Source organism: Kitasatospora sp. NPDC054768 (assembly GCF_053612025.1).
This window is the reverse complement of record NZ_JBSHBN010000009.1, coordinates 50,054-70,067: the sequence shown is the minus strand read 5'-3', so window position 1 is coordinate 70,067 and position 20,014 is coordinate 50,054. Positions and strand designations below refer to the sequence as shown.

The window sequence follows — 20,014 nt, the reverse complement described above, 5'->3', positions numbered from 1 at the left end:
CGACAACTCTTGTCAGTGGGCCCGCCCCGACGCCAGGGTCCCCGGCGGCGCACCTGGGCCACTGGCGCATGTGCGCCGCAGGCGCGGGTAGGCTCCCCCAAGCCTGCCCTGGACATGACATGGTGGCGGGACACGATGACTGGGGGGCGTCGTGCACGACGTGCTGGAACCGGACTCCGAACGCGGCCGCGTCTACCACGGCCTGGTCGGCCGGCCACGGGCCCGCGTGCCCGAACTCGCCCGCGAGAGCGGCCTGGACGAGGACGCCGTCCTGGCCGTCCTGCGCGACCTCGCCGACGAGGGCGTCGCGGTGGCCTTCGACACCACCGACAGCGCCGACGACCGCGACCACGCCTGGGAGGCGCTGCCACCCGCCCGGGTCGTCGAAGCGGTGCTGCAGCACGACGCGCTGCGCCAGGCCACCGCCCGCCGGGCCGGCGCCGAACTGGAACGGCTCTACCGCTTCGCCCGCCGCGACACCGGCAGCTACGGCGCCCTGGAGGTGGTCGAGGACCCCGCCGAGGTGCTGGCCGCCAGCCGCCGCCTCCAGCTCGCGGCCCGCCACCAGCTACGGGTCATCGACGTGCCGCCCTACTCCGGCAGCCCCGCCCACTACCTCGACCAGGAGGTGCTGCAACGCCGCCGGATGGCCGCGGGCGTCAACTACCGCGTGATCTACCAGGGCTGCGCGTTCCAGGACCCGGTGGTCGGGCCCAACATGGCGCGGATGATCGAGGCGGGGGAGCAGGCCCGCACCCTGGACGAGCCGCCGCTCAAACTCGCCATCGGCGACGACGACCTGGCCATCGTCACCCTGCCCGCCGACGACCGGCCGGGGGTGGTGTCGCTGCTGATCCGGCCCTCCGGACTGCTGAACGCGCTGACGGCGGTGTTCGAGACGCTGTGGCGCCTGGCCGTGCCCGCGTCGATGGCCGAGGTCGACCTGCGGATCGACGAACGCGACCGGCGGATCCTCACGCTGATGGCGGGAGGTGCGACGGACGATGCCATCGCCCGCCGGCTGGGGCTGGGGCGGCGCACCGTGGTGCGCCGGGTCTCCACCCTGCTGGCGCACCTGGGCGCCACCACCCGGTTTCAGGCGGGGGTGCAGGCGGCCCGGCGGGGGTGGCTCTGAGCGGGGGGCGAAGTGCTGCTCGGCGCGGTTCGGCGCGAGAAGTCGGACCGGCCGACTTCTCGCGTGGGGGCGGGTGGTGCGGCGGGGGTGGCTCTGGCCGGGGGTGCCGGCTCCGGGTGCGGTGTCTCGGTGCGGTTCGGCGCGAGAAGTCGGACCGGCCGACTTCTCACGTGGGGGAGTGGCTGCGGCCGCCGTCGGATCGGAGCGGCCCGGCGATGCGGCGGCGTCCGGGCCGGACGGCTACCGGGCCGTGTCCGCCCAGCTGATGCGGATCTCGCGGTCGCCGAGGGGGAGGGCGAGGACGGGGGCGTCGGCGAGGTCGCGGACGATGTCGCGCCGGGCGCAGGGGCCGGTGAGGCGGCGCTCCAGGACGTAGTGCTGGAAGCGGGACATCGGCAGGTGGCAGACCGAGGCCCAGATCCGTTCGAGGGCGTCGGCGTTGAGGGTGTGGACGGCGGGCGGGCGGTGGCCCGGGACTTCCACGCGGATGTCGTGATCGGCCCTCACACGGCCACCTCGCACCAGACGATCTTGCCGATCGGCTGGCGCGGGGAGCAACCCGTGCTCTTGGCCAGGGACTTGACGAGGTGCAGGCCGCGCCCGGCCTCGCCGTCGAGGGTGAGGGCGCGCAGGACGGGCTCGCGGTCCTGCCGGGCGTCGTGCACCTCGATGCGGAGGAACGTGGGGTCGAGATCGAGGGAGAGGTAGATGCGGTGACCCGGCGGCGTGCCGTGCAGGAGGGCGTTGGTGACGAGCTCCGAGACGATCAGGAGCCCGGAGTCGAGGTAGGGCTCCCCGTGAGGGGTGGAGGAGAGGATCGAGGCGAGGAAGCGGCGCCCCTCGGAGGGGGCGCGGCGGCTGCGCGGCAGCCAGGTGGTGGAGGGGCAGGAGGACATAACGAAGTCCCCTTCCAGGAGCGAAGTTTGAAGCCATGTGGGTCGGGCGGAGGTATGAGGATGCCCGACGGAACGTCACTCAGGGGCTCTGAGTGGCTACGCGCCGTAGCATGCTCTGCAATGGCGTCATTATGCAAGCGCACCATCGCGCAATTGCGCGGACTCGCAAGATTCCTGTGATCCCGAGGGAGGTGGCAGACTGTGACCCGACGTCAACCAAGAGGGAGCGACGAGCGTGGACAGTCCAACCGTGCTACGCCGTAGGCTCGGCTCCGAGCTGCGACGATTGCGCGAACGGACCGGGCGTCAAGCCAAGTTCGTTGCGGACGAGCTCGGCTTCAGCGCAACCAAGGTGTCGCGGATCGAGTCGGGTCAGACGACTCTGAAGGAATCCGACGTTCGCGCGATGCTCGAACTGTATGGCGTCAGCGACGAGGCCGAGTTGCGGCAGTTCATCTCGCTGACTCGCCGAAGCACACAGCGCGGCTGGTGGCACGACTATGCGGACACGCTGCCGGACTGGTTCCAGACGTACGTAGGCCTGGAGGCCGACGCCGCGCGGATTCGCTCCTACGAGTCCGAGTTGATTCCTGGGCTGTTCCAGACCGCCGGCTACGCGCGCGAGGTATTTCGGACCTTCCGGTCGGAGCAGAACAGTGACCAAGCTATCGAACGACGGGTGAAGCTCAGGTTGCAACGCCAAGAGCTGATTCGGAATCCAGAACCACTCGCCGTACATGCTGTGCTCTCCGAAGCTGTCCTCCGGCGCGCGGTCGGTGGCTCTCAAGTCATGACGGAGCAGGTCGGCCACCTGGTCGAGACTGCACAACTGCCCAATATCACCGTTCAGGTGATTCCGTTCAGCGTGGGTGCTCACGCGGCGATGGGAACGAATTTCCGCATACTCTCCTTCGCGGAGGTGCCTGGCGAGGTTGTCTTCTGTGAGTCAGTCACCAGCAGCCTCTACATCGAGAAGGAGGCAGACATCATTCGGCACGAGACTGTCTTCAACCAACTAACGTCGTTGGCGATGACTCCGGAGGATTCCGTCTCCTGGATGCAGAAGCTGGTGACAGAAGGGTACGGAGCATGAACTGGCGTAAGAGCAGCTACAGCAACGCCTCTGGTGGCGACTGCGTCGAGGTGGCCGACGGCATCACCGGCATGGTTCCGGTCCGGGACAGTAAGGACCCTGATGGTCCGGCTCTCGCCTTCACCGCCGAGGCGTGGCGGTCCTTCGTTGCGGGTATCCAGGCCCACGACTTCCCGGCCTGATCCTGAAGCGCTTTTTGCCGGGCGGCCTCGCGGAGCACGCGAGGCCGCCCGGTCTGCTTGCTCAAGCCATTTTTCCTTGGGAACGTCGCAGAGGAGTACGGCACATGAGAGATCGCCCCCGTGATGCTGTCTGGCGAAAGAGCACCTACAGCAACGGCCAAGGCCACTGCGTCGAGGTGGCCGATGGCGTCACGGGCATGGTTCGGGTTCGGGACAGCAAGGATCCTCACGGTCCGGCTCTCGCCTTCACCGTCGAGGCGTGGCGGTCCTTCGTCATCGGCATCAGGGCGGGCGACGTTCCGGACCGTTTCTGAAGAGCTCTCGGGTGGCCCCGCCGAGTGCGCGGGGCCACCCGGTGCTGTGCTGCGGTTCGCAACCTCGGTGATGCCGTGGGCCTGTCGTCGCTCCCGCCGCCCTCACTGCCCCCTTGTGCGCAGGAAGTCGGACCCGCCGACTTCCTGCGCGACGTCGAGACCGGCGAAGGAACAGGTGGGGCACGGCCCAGGACTATCGAACGAGGCCCTGCGATCTCCGGATCGTCCTGACACCAGCCCCCGCGGGAGCCGCCCGGCCGCAGGCGTCTCAGTGGGCGAGGCGGGCGAGCGATTCGTTCAAGACTCCGCCCCAACCACCCGCCCACACTGACCCCATGACACCGACCGACACCTTCACCCCCGCGGCCGGACGCTTCGCCCTCGGCCTCTACGACCCCATCGTCTCGCTCACCCGCGAACGCCTGTGGCGCAGCCTGCTGGCCATGCACGCCGCCCCCCGCCCCGGTGACGTCATCGTCGACGTCGGCTGCGGCACCGGCTCCTTCGCCGTCCTCCTCCACCGCGCCGAACCGCAGGCCACCGTCATCGGCGTCGACCCCGACCCCGCCGTGCTGCGCCTGGCCCGCCGCAAGGCCGCCGCGGCCGGCGCCACCCCCGACTTCCGCACCGGCATGGGCGACGCGGTGGCCGAGGTCGTCGGCGACGAAGCGGCCGACACCGTCGTCTCCAGCCTCGTCCTCCACCAGTGCCCCGTCCCGATGAAGCGGGCGATCCTCGCCGCCATGCACCGCACCCTGCGCCCCGGCGGCAAACTGGTGATCGCCGACTACGGGCGGCAGCGCACCCCGGCCATGCGCCTGGCCTTCCGGATCGTCCAGTTCGCCGACGGGAAGCAGGACACCCAGCCCAACGCCGACGGCATCCTGCCCCGCCTCATCGCCGAGGCGGGCTTCGAGGGCGTGCGCGAGACGGACACCGTCGCGACGGTGACCGGCTCGATGTCCCTCTACACCGCGCGCCGCCCCGGCTGAGCGGCCGCACCCCCGGCCGCATCCCCGGCCCCGCCCTCCGCCGCGCGCAGCGCGGGCAGCACCTGCGAGGGCGTCAGCCCGGTCAACTCCCGCATCCACCGGGAGAAGTGGGCCTGGTCGGCGAACCCGCCCGCGAACGCCGCCTGCGCCGGCGAGCACCCCTCGCCGAGCGCCAGCGCCGCCCGGGACAGCCGCTGCCAACTGCGCCAGCGCGCCAGGGGCACCCCCAACTGCCGCCGCGCCAGGGCCCGCAGGCGCTGCGGGGACAGCCCGACGCGCGCGGCGAGACCCTCCAGCGGCTCCCGGCCGTCGGCCAGCGCCGCCACGGCCGCGCGCAGCCGCGGGTCCAGGCCGGTGGCGGGCAGCCCGCCGTCCGGCCGTACCTCCCGCTCGGTCAGGCCGTGCCACTGCGGGGCGACGGTGACCCCGTCGCCGCAGTCCGCGCGCAGCCGGTCGGCGAAGGCGCAGTGCGGGTCGACGTAGAAGGTCAGCACCTCCCGGGTCGGGGCCATCCGGTGGCGCACCATCGGCGGCACCACGAGCGCGGGACCGCGGTGGCGCCGCCCGGTGTCGTCCTCGATGGCCACCGTGCGGGTGGCGCCCGCGACGGCGATCTGGAAGGTGGTGTGCCGGTGGAAGGCGCTGTCGGCCAGCGGCCCCTGGTACAGCGCGTACCCGGGGCCGACGGCGAACCGCGGGCCGGTCCCGCCGCCGCTGCTCACCGGTCCGCCTCCCGGACCTGAGCGGCCAGGCGGACGGCGGCGTACGGTACGGCGGCCAGGCCGAGCAGGGCCAGCACGATCCAGAACGGGACCGCCGCCGGGCTCGGGCGGCCGGTGACCATCCGCCCGCCGTCCTCCAGCCCCACCCGGACCTCATGGCCGTCCGGGTAGGGCTCGTCGACCGGGCGCTCCTCGCTGAACTCCTGTCCGTCCACGCTCCAACGGTAGGTGCAGCCGTACGTCTTCGAGCCCAGACCGCCGCCCTCCACCGGCCGCTGGCCGGTCGCCCGGCAGTGCGTCACCACCGCCGCGACGCTGCGTGGCTCGTGCGCCCGCACCTGGACGGTGTGGACGGCCTGGGCCGTCGCGAACGCCGTCCCCCAGGCGGCCGCGAGCAGCACCACCGCCCACGCGCGGACCGCCGCGTCCCCGCCGCCTCCCGTGCGACGGCCCGCCCGCCGGTCCGGCCGTTGATCCGCACCTCGGCCCGGCCGGACCGAGGCGGCCGTGCCCACCGCCAGTGCGGCGGCGCACAGCCACAGCGGCCCCGCGCCCACCGGCCGGTCCAGCGACCACGCCCACACCACCGGTGCTCCGGCGGCGGCCGGCGCCGCGAGCGCCACCACGGCCGGCCACGCCCGCCGGCGGCCGGCTTCCCCCCTCGTCACGGCACGTCCCCCCTTTTTTCCCGTCCTTCTCCCCGTCCTTGCCCGTTCTTGACGCCGTCCCGACCCCGCGGGCGCGCCTTCGTGCCGAGCGGTGACGGGACCGCGACATCGTCACGGGCCGCCGGGGCCGGGAGGAGGCCATGTTCGAATCGATGTGTCGACACAGTGTCATCACCGCAGGACAGCGCCCATTGCGGTTCGATCACGGTGTGTCCGATTCGTCGAACATTGGGGGAAAGTGTGACGGTTAACTGTTTTGGCAGCGGTGTCGGCGGCCTCTCATAATTCCTGCCGACACGCGTGACGGAATTCCCGGAGAACCCGCTGGGGCAGTGGCGCCCGCAAGGGGCCCGCGCGTGGGATTCCGCATTCTTCCTGGGGGGATTTCCTTGCCCGAGCCTGAGCCCGAGAACGAGGGCGCCGCCGCCGCACCTCCGGCACCGGCCGAGCCGGCCGCTGCGCCCGCACCGGAGCCGGCAACGCAGCCGGCCCCGCGCCGGCTGCCGCGCGCCGTCGGCGTCGCGCTGGCCACCGCCGGCCTGCTCGCCGTCACCGCGGCCAGCGCCGCGGTGACCGTCGCCGTCGGCAAGCCCGCCGCCCGCTCGGCCGCGGCCGCCCCCGCCCCGTCGCGGGTGGCCGCGAGCGCGAGCGCCAGTGCCACCGCGAGCGCCACCGCGTCCGCGACGCCCTCGGCCGCGCCCGTCCCGGCGCCCACCGCCGCCCCGGCCGAACCCGCCCCCGCCAGCACCGTCAAGGGCACGGTCAAGAACGGCCAGCACGAGGGCGACCTGCGCTACTTCCTGCTCCCCCTCCCGGCCGGCGGCGAGTCCTACGGTCCCGCGGACGGGATGACCATGACCAACGACGACGTCGCCGCGCTCTTCGGCAAGCAGGACGGCATCATGGACATCCTCGGCTCGTACGGCTACAGGAGCGGCGCGACCCGGACGTACCGGACCGCCGACGGCAAGGCCGAAGTCACCGTCACCCTGCTGAAGTTCGGCTCCACCGCGGCGGCACGCGACTTCGTCAAGGGCTACGAGGTCAAGTCGCTGAGCCCGTTCGACATCGACGGCGACCCGGGCGGCCACGGCTACCTGCAGGCCCCCAAGCAGCAGGCCTACACCGGATCGATGAGCGGCATCTCCAGCCAGGGCGACGTGCAGTACACGGTCGACGTCGACGTGAAGGGGACGCCCGACAAGGCGCTGCTGAACGAGCTGATGAAGCGCCAGCGCGAGTGGCTCACCGCCGGCGGCTGAGCCCGGCTCCGACGGACCGCCCGCCCGATTCCGCCCCTTCCACTTCCCCCTTCTCTGGAGCCACTTCCGTGACCACCGAACCCGCGGAGCCGGCGCCCGCCGTGCCCGCCGCGTCCGCGGCCGCTGTCCCGCCGGCGCCCGTCGCCCCGCCCGCCATGCCGCCCGTCGCCCCGCCCGTCGCGCCGGAGCACGGCGAACCCGCCGTCCCCGCCGAGCCGTTCGCGGCCGAGCCCGCCCCCGCCCCGCGCGCCCCGCGCCGCCCCCGCCCCGTGCTGCTGGGCGCCTGCGCCCTGGTGCTGGGCACCCTGGCCGGCGGCGGCATCGGCTACGCCGTGCAGGCCCAGCGCCCGCCCACGCCGCTGCCGCCGCTCCAGGTCGCCCACCCGTCCTACCCGGCCGGCACGGTCGACCCGGCCGCCCTCGCCGCCGAACAGCCCAAGCCGCTGGCCATCGACGGCGACCTGACCAAGCTGCTGATCACCGCCCCCGAGGGCAGCGCCCCCTGGGCGGACTTCGCGGACAAGCCGAGCTGGGTCTCGATCGGCGAACTCGCCGAGGAGAACGGCGACGAGGTCGCCACCTTCAAGGACCTCGCCTCCAACGGCTTCCGCCGCGCGGCCGAGGTGGCCTGGAAGAAGGACGACGTCCGCTACCGCATCACGCTGACCCAGTACACCGCGGACCACGCGGACCAGGTGCGCTCCGTCACCTGGCCGGCGTTCGCCGACGGTGCTCCCGGCGGCTACAAGGTGGACGCCGCGCCGCACCACTGGGCCGACAGCAACGAGCAGTACTACCTCGGCGAGGCCGTCGCCAAGCGCGGCCCGCTGGAGATGAAGGTCGAGGTCTTCGGCCCCCAGCCGGTGAACCCCGACACCCTCAAGGACCTCGCCAAGCGGCAGTGGGAGCGGCTGGTTTGACGTCCTCCTCGCGCTGAAGCACGGGGATTCCGGCCGCGCCCGCGGCGCGGGGCTTGCGCCCGGTGCCGCCGACGCTCCGGTGGGTTCCTGTTTCCACGGGCCGTGCCCGGCGTGGGATTGCCACGCCGGGGCTTACTGGCCCTCCGCAGGCGTTCAGCCTGTCCGCCCGCCCGGCGGCCAGGATGTTTCGAGCAGCATTGAGGTCACGATCGTGAGAGGTGCCGCACGCGCCACACGTCCACAGGCGGACGTCCAGCGGCTTGGGCCCGTCCAAGGTTCCGCACGTGGAGCACACCTGCGACGTGGGTTCGTACCGGCCGATCACGCCGAGGTGTCGTCCGTACCGCGTGGCCTTCTCCTCAAGGAGACGCCGAAAGGTCGACCATCCCGCGTCGTGGACGGACTTGCCCAGGCGGGTGCGGGCAAGGCCGTGCACATTCAGGTCTTCCAGGTACACCGCTTGGGTTTCGCGGATGATCCCGGTCGTCTGCTTGTGCAACCAGTCCATGCGGGTGTCGGCCACCTTGGCGTGAGCTCTGGCGACCTTGCGCCGAGCATTCGCCCGGTTCTTCGATCCCTTGGCCTTGCGGGACAGAGCCTTCTGGGCGGCCTTCAACCGGCGCTCCGCTTTTCGCAGAAAGCGCGGGTTGTCGATCACTGTGCCGTCCGAGAGAACGGCATATGTGGTCAAACCGAGGTCGACTCCGATCTCGGTGTCCAATGCGGGAAGATGCTGGGGTTCGACGTCCACGACGAAGCTGGCGCGGTAGCGGCCGGAGGGATCGAGAACCACCGTCACGGACGAGGGGCCGGAAGGCAGAGGCCGGGACCACTTGACCCGGACGTCACCGATCTTGGCAAGATGCAGCTTGCCGTTGGACCGCAGGCGGAACCCGTTCCGGGACAACCGCAGCGACTGCCGGTTGTCCTTGCGGGACTTGAACACGGGCAGGCCCACCGGGCGAGCGGCCCGCTTGCCGGTCTTCGAGTCGAAGTAGTTCCGGTAGGCGGTGTCCAGGTCGCGAAGGGGCGACTGCAAGGCGTCCACCGACACCGACCCGAGCCACGACCTGGCAACGGTCTTCTTCGCGTCGGTGATCACAGCTTTGGCCAATGTGCCGGTCGGGATATTCGACCGGTCCGCTTTCCACGCCTGCTTCCGCAGGGCGAGCGCATCGTTGTAGACCACCCGCACGCACCCGAACGTACGGGCCAGTACCTGACACTGACGTTCCGTCGGATAGATGCGATAGGAGTACCTGAGATACACGGGATCAGCCTGCCAGCAGGCACTGACAATCACCTGTGGCCACCTGTACGGCGGTCCGTTCCAACGGCGAAACGCCGTTCCCTGACCTGCCCCGCAGGCAGCCCGTTTCCTCCCCCGGCCCAAGCCGGGGGTATCCACGGAGGTCCCCGATGAACGACGACACCGTGACCACCGCTGCCGCCCCCGGCACCCCCGAGCCGGTGCCCGCCGCACCCGCCGCGCCCGGCGTTCCGGCCGGTCCGAGTCCCGCCTCCCGCCGCCTGCTGCGCGCGGGCGCCGCGACCGCCGCGGCCGCGCTGGTCGGTGTGGTCATCGGCGTCGGCATCATCAAGACCCGGTACGACGACCCCGCGCCGGTCACCGTCGCCGCCCCGTCCACCGGTCCCACGCCCACCGCGACCGCCACGCCGTACGGCGCCAAGTCCAACGGCAGCCACTTCGGCTCGCTGCGCGACCTGCTGCTGCCCGTCCCGGCCGGCTACCAGCCCGGCCCGGACGACGGCGGCTACGGCAACGACACCGAGCTGGGCGGCGAGCAGCTGGCCGCCGAGCTGGACGCCGACCTCCAGCAGCTCCCCAAGGAGAAGCGCGACAAGATGCGCGCCTACTGGGAGAGCATGCACGTCAAGGCCACCGGCGTGCGCACCTACCGCGCCGACGGGGACGACCTGGTGATCGGCCTGAAGCTGCGCCAGTTCAACCAGCAGGAAGTGCAGCGGATCAACGAGTACACCGCGGTCTTCACCGGCGACACCGGCCTGTTCCGGATCGGCCCGGCGATCCCCGGCCACCCCGAGGCGCACTGCTACCTGATGCCGGCGCCGCCGTCCGCGCCGATCGACTACCTGGAGTGCTCGGCCGCCGAGGGCGACCTCCTGGTGATCATGAGCGCCGAGGGCGTGGCACCGCTGCCCAAGGACAGGATCGTCGCCCTCTTCACCGCCCAGCTCGACCGCCTCGCCCGCCCGGGAGCGTCCGTATGACCGACCACGCCACCCCGCCGCCCGCGCCCGAGAGCGCGCCCGCGCCCGGGAACGTCCCGGCGAACGCGCCCGCGCCCGGGAACGTCCCGGCGCCCGCGCCCGGGAACGCGCCGCAGAACGCGCCCGATCCGCTCCTGGCGGCGCTCGCCGCGCCCGTCGCCGTCCCCGAGGACCCGGCCGTCCTCGCGGAGCGGGAGGCCCGCCGGGCCCTGCGCCGCAAGGCCGCGGTGCGCTGGGGCGGCGCCGCCCTGGTGTTCGTCCTCGCCGGCACCGGCACCGCTCTGGCCGTCACCGCGCCCGAGCGCACCGACCTGCCGGGCCTGGCCACCGCGAGCGACGGCCGCTACACCTTCGCGCCGCTGACCCTGCCGCCGCTGCCCGCCGGCAAGAACGCCCCGGACGACAAGGGCAAGTCCCTGCACCACGCGGACCTGCGCCACCTGCTGCTGCCCGCGCCCGAGGAGGCCGGTGGTTCGCTGACCCCGCCCGTCTTCCCGGCCCCCGGTGCCGGTGCCATCCCCTCGGGGGCGCCCACCGCCTCGGGGTCGCCGACCGCCTCCCCGGCGCCCTCGGCCGCCGCCGGCGCGCCCGCCGCCGGCTCCGGGTTCGGCCAGTGGGTGCCCTGCGACGCGCTCGCCGAGGACCAGCAGGACCCGGTCAAGGTGCGCGTCCTGCTGCTGGAGGACGCCTGCCGCGCGGCCACCGTCCGGGAGTGGACGGCCTCCGACGGCACCCGCACCCAGATCCGGCTGCTGCGCTTCGGCTCCGTCCGGGAGTCCTGGGAGGCCTTCGCCGACCTGCGCTCCAAGGGTCGCCCCAAGGCCGCCGCCGACACCAGGAGCACCCCCCACGACGACTGGGACACCCTCGACGGCATGAGCCTGACCACCGTGGAGTCCACCGCGGCCGGCTCCAAGGGCGCCCCCACCGCCCGCGTCGCCTACCTCTCCGCCGCCGACGTCCTCGCCGTCGTCACCATGACCAACCCCGCCGGCGTGCCCACCGCGCCGTTCCGGCAGGTCGTCACCCTCCAGGCGGATCTGCTGTCCTGACCTCGCCTCAGCGGCCGGGCCGGTTCCCCCCGGGGGGCCGGCCCGGCCGTCTTCCCCGCGCGCCTTCTGGGACAGGATCGGGATATTTCCCGCACCGGCCCGTGAACGACCCCCGCGTACGGTGATCACGCATCGGAGAACGCACCGCCGAAAATCGACAGCAGGAGAACCCATGCGCACGCGCCGCCTCGTCCTCACCGCCGCCGCCGTCGCGGCGATCGCCGCCACCGCCACGGCCTGCGGACCGGACAACAGCGACACGAGCGCCGCTCCCGCCGCCACCGGCCCCGCCGCCACCGGCCCCGCGGCACCCGCCGCCGCGCCCACCACGGCCGCCCCGGCCGGGGCCGCGCCGACGAAGACCACCCCGCCCAAGTCCTCCGCCGCCCCCTCCGCCCCGGCCGCCCCCGGCGCCGACAAGAGCGGGTACGGCCAGGCCTGCGGAGCCAACGACCTGGACTTCACCGCGAAGGCCGAAACCCAGGCCGGCGGCTACATCCTGATCAGCGCCAAGGCCAAGCAGGGCATCACCTGCACGCTCCCCGCCACCCACCCCGTCATCGCGTTCGGCTCCGGCGGCATCGAGGCCGGGCCCTTCGAGCACGGCACCGGAGAGTCGATCACCCTGAGCGGCGCCAAGACCGCCTACGCGGGCATCATGGCCAAGACCACCAAGGGCAACCAGGCCGTCCAGTACACCGACGTCATCATCGGCATCGGCACCCCCGACCCGAACCCGGCGAGCGTCCCCGTCGGCACCACCCCGGTCGACAAGCCGGTCGTCACCAACTGGCACACCCTGCCCAAGGACGCCGTCCCCGCGAGCTGACGCCACGTCACATACACGATGGTGAAAGCCGGATGACGGCGGAATGCCGACGGCCGTCGGTGTGCCGACGGCGCGGCCCGGCACCTTGGAAGAGGACCTGCCCCACCTCTTCCAAGGAGCGCACATGACGATCACCGTCCGGCCGGGAAGCACCGTGATGTTCACCGGCGACTCGATCACCGACGGCCGGCGCCGGGAGAGCGAGGACGGCCTCGGAACCGGCTACCCGCTGCTCGTCGCGGGCGAGTGGGGCCACCGCCACCCGGACCGGCCGGTGACCTGGCTGAACACCGCGAACGCCGGCGACAAGGCGATGGACCTGGAGGCCCGCTGGCGCACGGACGTGCTCGACGCGCGCCCGGACGTGGTGTCGATCCTCGTCGGGGTCAACGACACGGGCTGGCACACCCTCGACCCGGAGGGGTACCCGATCCCCGCGGAGCGCTTCGAGGCGACCTACGACCGCCTGCTCGCGCCCCTCGCCGAGGCGGGCACCCAACTGCTCCTCATCGAGCCGTTCCTCGTGCCGATCCGCGGCGTCGTCGAGGCCGGCGACGCGGTGCTCATCGGCGAGAAGGAACGCGAGCAGTGGCGCGCCGACCTGGACCCGAAGATCCAGGCCGTGCGCAGGCTCGCCCGCCGGTACGGCGCCCAACTGCTCGCCGCGGACGGCAGGTTCGCCGAACTCGGCGCGACGGCCCGACCGGAGCACTGGTCCGCGGACGGCGTCCACCCGACCCCGGCCGGCCACGCCGCACTCGCGGCCGCCTGGCTGCGCCTGGTCGCCTGACCGGGCCGGGAGCACGGTCCCGGCCCGGCCGCCGGGCCCCTGCCGTCACCCCTGCAGCCTCGCCGCCACCGGGCGGTGGTCGCTGGGGGTGGCGGGGAGGGTCCAGGTGTCGGTGGCGGCAAGGCCGCGGGTGAGCACGTGGTCGATGCGGACCAGGGGGAACGCGGCCGGCCAGCTGAAGCCGAAGCCGCTGCGGGCCGGGGTGAGACGGCGGGCCAACGGGGCCAGGGCGCGGTCGTCGGCGGCGGTGTTGAGGTCGCCCAGCAGCACGACCCGGCGCAGCGGTTCGGCGTCCAGGGCCCCGGCGAGGGCGGCGATGTCGCGGTCGCGGTGGGCGGTGGCGAAGCCGGAGAAGGTCGTGCGCACCGAGGCGAGGTGGGCGACGTACACCGCCAACGGCCCGCCCGGGGCGCTGACTTCGGCCCGCAGGGAGCGGTTCCAGCCGGGGTCGATGATCAGCCGCCGGGACTCCGTCACCGGGTAGCGGCTCCACAGGGCGACGGTGCCGGTGCGGGCGTGGTGGGGCAGGGCCCGGTCCAGCACGCTCCGGTAGGCGGGCAGGGCCGCGTCGGTGACCTCCTCCAGCGCGATGAGGTCCGGGTCGGCGGCGAGCAGCGCGCGGGCGGTGCCGGCCGGGTCCCGGTTGGCGGCGTTCACGTTGTGGGTGACCACCGTCAGGCCCGGCCCGCCGGCCCCGCCCGCCGGGGCCCCGCCGGACAGCAGCAGCGGCCCGAACACCACCGCCCACACCGCCACCAGCACCCCGCCCGCGCAGGCCGCCGCCGGTGCCCGGCGCAGCGCCGCGCACAGCAGCGCCGCCACCGCCACCAGGCCGCTCCACGGCACGGCGCTCTCCCACAGACTGCCCAGGCCCACGCCGAGCTCCGGCACCAGCCGGTGGCCGCCCAGGGCGAGCGCGGTGAGCAGCCCGAGCGCGGCGGGCACGCGCCCGCGCCGCCAGCGGGGCACGGCCCGCCACGCGGGCGCGGCTCCCCGCTCCGGTGCGCCCTGCCCCCTCGACACGAGGAGCCGCTTCAGTGCGGCCAACCATCTCGGTGCGGCCGGCCACGTCGGCGCGGCCCGTCGCCGTCGCTCCGGCGGGCCGGGCCGGGCGGGCGCCCCGGTCGGTGCGGGCGTCCCGGGCGGCACGTGCGGCACGGGCGTCCCGGGCGTCTCGGACGGCACGGGCGTCCCGGGCGTCTCGGACGGCACGGAAGACGTCACGGCGCGCCCCCTCACCCTGCGGCGTCCGGCAGCGGAGCCGGGCAGGTCCCGCCCGGCCGGGTGAGCAGTTCGAAGTGCCAGATCTCGTTGTTGTACACCTGGCACAGCCCGTACCGGGCGCCGTACTGGATCAGCCAGTAGTCGGCGCTGGTCGGGCCGACGTCCACCGCCTTGCCGGAGACGTGCGCGGACTTCTCCGGCGTGTTGACGAACTTCCGGGCCTGCTCCACGCTCCCGTACCTGGTCACCGCCCGGTCCAGCAGCCGCTGCTGGTAGGCCTTGCTGCGCCAGCCGGAGGTGACGGTCATCTCGATGCCCTGGGCCCGGGCGTCGCCGGCCGCCCGCTGCAGGGCCTCGCGCAGCGGCCCGTCCAGGTTGCCCACGGCCGGGGAGCCGGTGTCGGAAGGGCTCAGGGTCCTGCCGTCCGGGATCTCCCCGTCCGCCTCGGCCTCCGTCGTGACGGGCTTGGCGGTGACGGTGGCCGCCAGGGTGCGCAGCACCGCCCCGGCGCCCGGCGGGTCGGCGGCGGCGCACGCCCCGGCCAGGGTCAGCACCGCCGTCGCGGCGGCGCCCGCGGCCAGCCGCCGCCGTCCGCCGCGCGCCGCCGTGCCCGTGGCCGTGCCGGTACCCGTCTCCGTCGGGGTGTCCGTCGTGTCCATTCCTGCCTCCCGGTGTTGCTCGTCCGTTGCCGGACCATTGGAGGAGAGCCGGTGTTGCGAGGACGTCTGCGCAGGCCGATACGTTTTCGATAGGTCCCATCGGGTCCAATGGGTACGAACAGCGGAGAGCAGGGAGAACGGCACGTGCGGGTCCTGGTGGTGGAGGACGAGATCTACCTCGCGGAGGCGGTCCAGGCGGGCCTGCGGCTGGAGGCGATCGCCTGCGACATCGTCACCGACGGCGACGTGGCGCTGGAGCGCCTGGCCGTCCACAGCTACGACGTCGTCGTCCTCGACCGCGACATCCCCGGCACCCACGGCGACGACGTCTGCCGCAGCATCGTCCGCAGCGGCCTCGGCTGCCGGGTGCTGATGCTCACCGCCGCCGCCCGCCTGAACGAGAAGGTCGCCGGCTTCGAACTCGGCGCCGACGACTACCTCACCAAGCCCTTCGACCTCGCCGAACTCGTCGTACGGCTGCGCTCGCTGGCCCGCCGCCCCGCCCAGGCCGCCCCGCCCGTCCTGGAGTACGCCGGGCTGCGCCTGGACCCCTTCCGCCGCGAGGTCTACCGGGACGGCCGCTACGTGGGCCTGTCCCGCAAGCAGTTCGCCGTCCTGGAGGTCCTGATGGCGGCGCGCGGCGGCGTCATCAGCGCCGAGGACCTGCTGGAACGCGCCTGGGACGAGAACGCCGACCCCTTCACCAACGCCGTCCGCATCACCATCTCCGGCCTGCGCAAACGCCTCGGCGACCCGTGGGTGATCCAGACCGTGCCGGGCGTGGGCTACCGCCTCACCGACCCCTCCACCGACCCCGGCCAGGAAGGCACCCCGCGGTGAACCCCGACCCCGGCTCCGACTCCTCCGACCCCGGCCGCCGTACGGGCGGACGCCGCACCGGAAACCGCCCGCGCCGCCTGACCGCTCGGATGCGCTTGACCCTTAGCTACACCCTTTTCGCCGTCACCGCCGGCCTCCTCTCCCTCGCCGTGGTCTACGTCGGCATGCGCTACGTCCCCAACTACCCCCTCACCTCCTCCAACCCGCGCTACCGCTCCGACGCCCCCTCCCGCCAGGAGATCCTGGACTCGCTGCTCAGGGCCAGCGGCTACGCCCTGGCCCTGCTGACCGCCGTCGGCCTGATCGGCGGCTGGCTGATCGCCGGCCGGGTGCTGCGCCCGCTGCAGGACATCACCCGCGCCGCCCACCGCGCCGCGAGCGGGGCCCTGGAACACCGCATCGCCCTCACCGGGCCGCGCGACGAGTTCACCGACCTCTCCGACGCCTTCGACGAGATGCTGGCGCGTCTCCAGCGCTCCTTCGAGGCCCAGCAGCGCTTCGCCGCCAACGCCTCCCACGAACTGCGCACCCCGCTGGCGATCACCCGCACCATGCTCCAGGTCGCCGCCGCCGACCCGGCCGGCCAGGACTGGGGCCGCCTCGTCACCCGCCTCCAGGACACCAACCAGCGCGGCATCGAGATCAGCGAAGCCCTGCTCCAGCTCGCCGACCTCGGCCACGCCCCGCCCGACCTCGCCCCCACCGACCTCGCCGCCGCCACCGGCGAGGCGCTGGCCGCCGTCCGCGACGAGGCCGAGGCCTTCGGTGTCACCCTCACCGCCGACCTGCGCCCCGCCCCGACCACCGGCAACCCCGTCCTGCTGCGCCAGGCGGCCGTCAACCTGCTGCACAACGCGCTGCGGCACAACCTGCCGCCCGGCGCCGGCGGGCGGGTCACCGTCGCCACCGGGGCCGACCCCGAGCGGCCCGGCCGGGTGCACCTGACCGTCACCAACACCGGCCCGCGGCTGACGGAGGAGGCCGTGGCCACCTTCACCGAACCGTTCCTGCGCGGACGCGGGCGCACCGCCGGGACCGACCCGGCCCGCCGCGGCCACGGCCTGGGCCTGGCGATCGTCGCCGCCGTCACCGAGGCCCACCACGGCGAACTCCACCTCGCCCCCGACCCGGCCGGCGGCCTGCGGGCGACCCTCGCCCTGCCAGGCCCGGCCGCCGACCGGGAACGGCCCGACCCGCGCGCAGCCGGATGACCGGAAAAAATCCCTCCGTCCGTCACATCCCCGGGCCGGGATCCGTCGGTGAGGCGACAGCGACCGACAGCCGGAAGGACCGCACCGTGCTCACCAACCTCATGTACGTGACGCTCTACGTCACCGACCAGGACCGCGCCCTGACGTTCTACACGGAGCAGCTCGGCCTGGAGAAGCGCATCGACTTCCCCAACCCCGGCGGACGCTTCCTCACCGTCGGCGTCCCCGGCACCCCGGTCGAACTCCTCCTGTGGGCGCACCCCGCCGCCGCGGGCCGGCCGGACGGGCCGGACGGGACGCCCGGCCCGGTCATCCTCGAATCGGACGACCTGCGGGCCGACGTCCGGGTGTTCCGCGACCGCGGGGTGGTCTTCGACCTGCCGGAGCCGGAGGACTACGGATTCGGGGTCCGCATCGAGACGGCGGACCCGGACGGCAACCGGATCTCGCTGCGTCAGCGCCGCCGTCCGGACCAGGCCGACGGCTGACCCTCCGCGGCTCCGGCGCGGCGGGCGGCCCAGGAGTGCCGGGCGGACGGCGGCGAGCAGGTGGTCTTCCGGGACGGCTGGCGCCACTGGTGCCCGGCCGTCGACCGCGGGATGCGCGATCCGGGGGCCCGGCTCCTCACCGTCGTCCCCGACGACGAGGCAGGTCGTCGCGACCGGCCCCCGGGGCAGCTCGGTGAGCCGGGCGAGGGCCGCCGCCCCGACGGAAGCGCATGCGCGTTTCGCCCCGGGCCTTTCGGGCGGGCCGGGCTCAGGCGGGGCCGGGGAAGCGGTCGATGTTGTGCTCCACCCAGGTGCGCAGGTGAGCCAGCGGGACGCAGGCGTCCGCGCCCAGTGCGGTGAGGCTGTACTCGACCCGCGGGGGGACCTCGGCGTGGATCTCGCGGTCGACCAGGCCGTGCTCCTCCAGCCGGCGCAGGGTCTGGGTGAGCACCTTGGGGCTGACGCCCTGCAGGCGGGTGCGCAGCGCGCCGAAGCGTTGCGGGCCGTCCTCCAGGGCGCCCAGCGCGAGGGCGCTCCACTTGTTGGCCAGCAGGTCGAGCATGTCGCGGCAGGGGCAGGCCGCGGCGTAGACGGACCTGGGGTCGGTGCAGTCGGGGGCATGGCTCTTCGCCGTACGGGTCGTCGTCACCCGCCGATGGTACCCATCGGGTACTGCTTCGGTACCCGATGGGTACCAATGGTCCTTGCGGGTAACCACCACCCCTCGCATACCGTCGCCGACGTGCCCGGACGGCGATGCGCCGCCCACCCCTTCCGACGAGGAGACCCCTGATGCCCGAGACGACCACGACCCCCGGGACGGCCGCGATCCCCGCGACGATGCCCGCCGTCGCCTACCGCAGGAGCCTGCCGGTCGACGACCCGCAGAGCCTGCTCGACGTCGAGCTGCCCGTGCCCCGGCCGGGCCCGCGCGACCTGCTGGTGCGGGTGGAGGCGGTGGCCGTCAACCCGGTGGACCACAAGGTCCGGCAGAACGCCGACCCGGGCGGTGAGCCGCGGGTGCTGGGCTGGGACGCGTCCGGCACCGTGGTCGCGGTCGGCCCGCAGGTGGAACTGTTCGAGGTCGGCGACGAGGTGTACTACGCCGGCGCCCTGGAGCGGCCCGGCACCAACTCCCGCTACCACGCGGTGGACGAGCGCCTGGTCGGCCACAAGCCCGCCACCCTCTCCCACGCCGGGGCCGCCGCGCTGCCGCTGACCGCGCTGACCGCCTGGGAGGGCCTCTTCGAACGCCTCGGCCTGGGCACCGGCGGCCCGGAGCAGGGCGGCACCCTGCTGGTGACCGCCGCCGCGGGCGGCGTCGGCTCCCTCGTCACCCAGCTCGCCCGCGCCCTCACCGGCCTGACCGTGATCGGCACCGCGTCCCGCCCGGAGTCGGCCGACTTCGCCCGCCGCATGGGCGCCGACCACGTGATCGACCACACGCGCCCGCTCGGCCCGCAGCTGGCGAAGGCCGCCCCCGGCGGCCTCGACCACGTCTTCAGCACCGTCGCCACCGACCGCAACCTCGCCGCCTACGCCGAGGCCCTGAACCCCTTCGGCGGCATCGTCGCCATCGACGACTTCGACTCCCTGGACATCGGCGTCCTCAAGGGCAAGAGCATCTCCTTCCACTGGGAGTTCATGTTCACCCGCTCCCTGCACGCCACCGCCGACCAGGCGGTGCAGCACCGGATCCTCGACCGGGTCGCGCGCCTGGTGGACGCGGGCGTCCTGACCACCACCGCCACCCGCGACCTCGGCCCCGTCAACGCCGCCAACCTCCGGGCGGCCCACCGACTCCAGGAGTCCGGTGCGGCGATCGGCAAGACGACCCTGACCGGGTTCTGAGCCGATGTCCCGGCCGACGGTCCGGTGAAGGTCTGCCAAGCTGCTTCGGTGTTCGAATTTCGTCTCTGGCTTGCCGCACTCCCGGGACCCGTACCCGAGGCCGAAGCCCGCAGCTACTGGAACCTGAAGGATCTCCCCACCCCGAACCTCGACGGAGCCCTGAGGCGCGCCAACTACGTCTACGTCGGCGCCTGGCACGAGGGCCATCTGTCGGACGAGCCGCAGTCCGGCCGCTGCCCCGCGGTCAGGATCTCCACCTGGTTGTTCCACCGCGGGACCATCGACCGCTACCAGGCGCCGCTTCTCGACGCCCGGTTGAGGGACGAACTCATCAGGATCCACCAACCCCGCCCGGGTGACCTGCCGGCGGAGTCCACCGATGCGGAGACGATCGCCGCGTTCCTCACGGCGCACCTCGGCCGGCACCTGCTGCCCGAGGAGGAACCACCGGCCACGGCATGACACGCCGGACGGGCCGACCTCCCGCTCCGGCCTGCGGGGCGAGGCCTCTTCGCTGGGGTGCGGTTGTTGCCACTCGACACCACCCAGGGGATCCGGCCCGCCCTGTTGCAGCGGGGCGGGCCAGGTGCGGCACCCGCCGTACCGAAGCGCGCACCAGCACCACCGGGCCGT

General features: G+C 73.6%; 24 protein-coding genes. 16 read left to right on the top strand and 8 right to left on the bottom strand.

All coding sequences use genetic code 11. From position 1 onward, the window contains the following. Positions 1–151: 151 nt before the first annotated feature. On the top strand, positions 152–1,135 hold the full coding sequence (locus ACWGKU_RS04585; protein WP_452179397.1) for a helix-turn-helix transcriptional regulator: 984 nt from the start codon (positions 152–154) through the stop codon (positions 1,133–1,135). Between the two features lie 240 nt (positions 1,136–1,375). On the opposite strand, the gene ACWGKU_RS04580 is transcribed toward ACWGKU_RS04585, so the two are convergent. Further along, positions 1,376–1,642: a hypothetical protein gene (locus ACWGKU_RS04580; protein ID WP_452179396.1), complete on the bottom strand. Its 267-nt coding sequence runs from the start codon at positions 1,640–1,642 to the stop codon at positions 1,376–1,378. After that, positions 1,639–2,031 (bottom strand): ATP-binding protein, encoded by a 393-nt coding sequence (locus ACWGKU_RS04575; protein WP_452179395.1) that lies wholly within the window; start codon positions 2,029–2,031, stop codon positions 1,639–1,641. Before ACWGKU_RS04575 ends, ACWGKU_RS04580 begins: the two co-directional genes overlap by 4 nt. Before the next feature lie 235 nt (positions 2,032–2,266). Here ACWGKU_RS04575 and ACWGKU_RS04570 point away from each other — a divergent pair, with 235 nt between their 5' ends. The 4 genes from ACWGKU_RS04570 to ACWGKU_RS04555 all read left to right on the top strand — a co-directional run bounded on the left by ACWGKU_RS04570 (position 2,267) and on the right by ACWGKU_RS04555 (position 4,612). Then, complete coding sequence (locus tag ACWGKU_RS04570; RefSeq protein ID WP_452179394.1) at positions 2,267–3,124, top strand: helix-turn-helix domain-containing protein; 858 nt, start codon at positions 2,267–2,269, stop codon at positions 3,122–3,124. Continuing rightward, positions 3,121–3,306, top strand: a complete 186-nt coding sequence (locus ACWGKU_RS04565; RefSeq protein ID WP_452179393.1) for a DUF397 domain-containing protein — start codon at positions 3,121–3,123, stop codon at positions 3,304–3,306. Before ACWGKU_RS04570 ends, ACWGKU_RS04565 begins: the two co-directional genes overlap by 4 nt. A gap of 104 nt (positions 3,307–3,410) precedes the next feature. Next, positions 3,411–3,620, top strand: coding sequence for a DUF397 domain-containing protein (locus ACWGKU_RS04560; protein WP_452179392.1), 210 nt, complete (start codon positions 3,411–3,413; stop codon positions 3,618–3,620). Positions 3,621–3,955: 335 nt separating this feature from the next. Further along, positions 3,956–4,612, top strand: a complete 657-nt coding sequence (locus ACWGKU_RS04555; protein WP_452179391.1) for a class I SAM-dependent methyltransferase — start codon at positions 3,956–3,958, stop codon at positions 4,610–4,612. Here the strand turns inward: ACWGKU_RS04555 and ACWGKU_RS04550 are convergent. Together ACWGKU_RS04550 and ACWGKU_RS04545 are read right to left on the bottom strand one after the other, a co-directional pair. Then, positions 4,588–5,334 carry a helix-turn-helix domain-containing protein gene (locus tag ACWGKU_RS04550; protein WP_452179390.1) on the bottom strand — a complete coding sequence of 249 codons (747 nt, stop codon included), beginning with the start codon at positions 5,332–5,334 and terminating at the stop codon, positions 4,588–4,590. The genes ACWGKU_RS04555 and ACWGKU_RS04550 overlap by 25 nt on opposite strands. Continuing rightward, positions 5,331–6,002 (bottom strand): hypothetical protein, encoded by a 672-nt coding sequence (locus ACWGKU_RS04545; protein WP_401045110.1) that lies wholly within the window; start codon positions 6,000–6,002, stop codon positions 5,331–5,333. Before ACWGKU_RS04545 ends, ACWGKU_RS04550 begins: the two co-directional genes overlap by 4 nt. 389 nt (positions 6,003–6,391) lie before the next feature. On the opposite strand from ACWGKU_RS04545, the gene ACWGKU_RS04540 reads away from it, so the two are divergent. Continuing rightward, positions 6,392–7,264 carry a hypothetical protein gene (locus ACWGKU_RS04540; protein WP_452191340.1) on the top strand — a complete coding sequence of 291 codons (873 nt, stop codon included), beginning with the start codon at positions 6,392–6,394 and terminating at the stop codon, positions 7,262–7,264. Positions 7,265–7,332: 68 nt separating this feature from the next. Further along, positions 7,333–8,184: a hypothetical protein gene (locus ACWGKU_RS04535; protein ID WP_452180682.1), complete on the top strand. Its 852-nt coding sequence runs from the start codon at positions 7,333–7,335 to the stop codon at positions 8,182–8,184. On the opposite strand, the gene ACWGKU_RS04530 is transcribed toward ACWGKU_RS04535, so the two are convergent. Next, positions 8,144–9,454, bottom strand: a complete 1,311-nt coding sequence (locus ACWGKU_RS04530) for an RNA-guided endonuclease InsQ/TnpB family protein (protein WP_452180689.1) — start codon at positions 9,452–9,454, stop codon at positions 8,144–8,146. The genes ACWGKU_RS04535 and ACWGKU_RS04530 overlap by 41 nt on opposite strands. A gap of 149 nt (positions 9,455–9,603) precedes the next feature. Here ACWGKU_RS04530 and ACWGKU_RS04525 point away from each other — a divergent pair, with 149 nt between their 5' ends. The 4 genes from ACWGKU_RS04525 (at position 9,604) to ACWGKU_RS04510 (ending at position 13,108) form a co-directional block, all read left to right on the top strand. Beyond that, the gene (locus tag ACWGKU_RS04525) at positions 9,604–10,437 is read left to right on the top strand and encodes a hypothetical protein (RefSeq protein WP_452180683.1); all 834 of its coding nucleotides are present in this window, start codon (positions 9,604–9,606) and stop codon (positions 10,435–10,437) included. Beyond that, a complete protein-coding gene (locus ACWGKU_RS04520; RefSeq protein WP_452180684.1) occupies positions 10,434–11,489 on the top strand; it encodes a hypothetical protein in 1,056 nt (351 codons plus the stop codon). The genes ACWGKU_RS04525 and ACWGKU_RS04520 overlap by 4 nt, the downstream gene beginning before the upstream one ends. 172 nt (positions 11,490–11,661) lie before the next feature. Next, complete coding sequence (locus tag ACWGKU_RS04515; RefSeq protein WP_452180685.1) at positions 11,662–12,318, top strand: hypothetical protein; 657 nt, start codon at positions 11,662–11,664, stop codon at positions 12,316–12,318. A gap of 124 nt (positions 12,319–12,442) precedes the next feature. After that, the gene (locus ACWGKU_RS04510; protein WP_401045125.1) at positions 12,443–13,108 is read left to right on the top strand and encodes a GDSL-type esterase/lipase family protein; all 666 of its coding nucleotides are present in this window, start codon (positions 12,443–12,445) and stop codon (positions 13,106–13,108) included. Between the two features lie 45 nt (positions 13,109–13,153). On the opposite strand, the gene ACWGKU_RS04505 is transcribed toward ACWGKU_RS04510, so the two are convergent. Continuing rightward, positions 13,154–14,053 carry an endonuclease/exonuclease/phosphatase family protein gene (locus ACWGKU_RS04505; protein ID WP_452180686.1) on the bottom strand — a complete coding sequence of 300 codons (900 nt, stop codon included), beginning with the start codon at positions 14,051–14,053 and terminating at the stop codon, positions 13,154–13,156. 290 nt (positions 14,054–14,343) lie between these two features. Then, positions 14,344–14,991, bottom strand: coding sequence for a M15 family metallopeptidase (locus ACWGKU_RS04500; protein WP_401045131.1), 648 nt, complete (start codon positions 14,989–14,991; stop codon positions 14,344–14,346). Between the two features lie 144 nt (positions 14,992–15,135). On the opposite strand from ACWGKU_RS04500, the gene ACWGKU_RS04495 reads away from it, so the two are divergent. From ACWGKU_RS04495 to ACWGKU_RS04485, 3 genes are all read left to right on the top strand, one after another. Continuing rightward, positions 15,136–15,831 carry a response regulator transcription factor gene (locus ACWGKU_RS04495; RefSeq protein ID WP_452180690.1) on the top strand — a complete coding sequence of 232 codons (696 nt, stop codon included), beginning with the start codon at positions 15,136–15,138 and terminating at the stop codon, positions 15,829–15,831. Positions 15,832–15,920: 89 nt separating this feature from the next. Continuing rightward, a complete protein-coding gene (locus ACWGKU_RS04490) occupies positions 15,921–17,042 on the top strand; it encodes a sensor histidine kinase (protein WP_452180687.1) in 1,122 nt (373 codons plus the stop codon). An 86-nt stretch (positions 17,043–17,128) separates the two neighbouring features. Beyond that, positions 17,129–17,530 carry a VOC family protein gene (locus ACWGKU_RS04485; RefSeq protein WP_401055247.1) on the top strand — a complete coding sequence of 134 codons (402 nt, stop codon included), beginning with the start codon at positions 17,129–17,131 and terminating at the stop codon, positions 17,528–17,530. 268 nt (positions 17,531–17,798) lie between these two features. Here ACWGKU_RS04485 and ACWGKU_RS04480 read toward each other — a convergent pair whose 3' ends face one another. Then, positions 17,799–18,179, bottom strand: coding sequence for a winged helix-turn-helix transcriptional regulator (locus tag ACWGKU_RS04480; RefSeq protein ID WP_401055248.1), 381 nt, complete (start codon positions 18,177–18,179; stop codon positions 17,799–17,801). A gap of 143 nt (positions 18,180–18,322) precedes the next feature. Between ACWGKU_RS04480 and ACWGKU_RS04475 the strand changes: the two genes are divergently transcribed. Together ACWGKU_RS04475 and ACWGKU_RS04470 are read left to right on the top strand one after the other, a co-directional pair. Beyond that, on the top strand, positions 18,323–19,381 hold the full coding sequence (locus ACWGKU_RS04475; RefSeq protein ID WP_452180688.1) for a zinc-binding alcohol dehydrogenase family protein: 1,059 nt from the start codon (positions 18,323–18,325) through the stop codon (positions 19,379–19,381). Between the two features lie 48 nt (positions 19,382–19,429). After that, a complete protein-coding gene (locus tag ACWGKU_RS04470) occupies positions 19,430–19,843 on the top strand; it encodes a hypothetical protein (RefSeq protein WP_401054854.1) in 414 nt (137 codons plus the stop codon). The last annotated feature ends 171 nt before the right edge of the window (positions 19,844–20,014 follow it).

Bases quoted from the DNA above. Each gene is read 5' to 3' on its own strand.
- ACWGKU_RS04565 (WP_452179393.1), top strand. From the start codon at position 3,121: ATGAACTGGCGTAAGAGCAGCTACAGCAACGCCTCTGGTGGCGACTGC.
- ACWGKU_RS04555 (WP_452179391.1), top strand. From the start codon at position 3,956: ATGACACCGACCGACACCTTCACCCCCGCGGCCGGACGCTTCGCCCTC.
- ACWGKU_RS04560 (WP_452179392.1), top strand. From the start codon at position 3,411: ATGAGAGATCGCCCCCGTGATGCTGTCTGGCGAAAGAGCACCTACAGC.
- ACWGKU_RS04525 (WP_452180683.1), top strand. From the start codon at position 9,604: ATGAACGACGACACCGTGACCACCGCTGCCGCCCCCGGCACCCCCGAG.
- ACWGKU_RS04515 (WP_452180685.1), top strand. From the start codon at position 11,662: ATGCGCACGCGCCGCCTCGTCCTCACCGCCGCCGCCGTCGCGGCGATC.
- ACWGKU_RS04475 (WP_452180688.1), top strand. From the start codon at position 18,323: ATGCCCGAGACGACCACGACCCCCGGGACGGCCGCGATCCCCGCGACG.
- ACWGKU_RS04500 (WP_401045131.1), bottom strand. From the start codon at position 14,991: ATGGACACGACGGACACCCCGACGGAGACGGGTACCGGCACGGCCACG.
- ACWGKU_RS04520 (WP_452180684.1), top strand. From the start codon at position 10,434: ATGACCGACCACGCCACCCCGCCGCCCGCGCCCGAGAGCGCGCCCGCG.
- ACWGKU_RS04490 (WP_452180687.1), top strand. From the start codon at position 15,921: ATGCGCTTGACCCTTAGCTACACCCTTTTCGCCGTCACCGCCGGCCTC.
- ACWGKU_RS04575 (WP_452179395.1), bottom strand. From the start codon at position 2,031: ATGTCCTCCTGCCCCTCCACCACCTGGCTGCCGCGCAGCCGCCGCGCC.
- ACWGKU_RS04510 (WP_401045125.1), top strand. From the start codon at position 12,443: ATGACGATCACCGTCCGGCCGGGAAGCACCGTGATGTTCACCGGCGAC.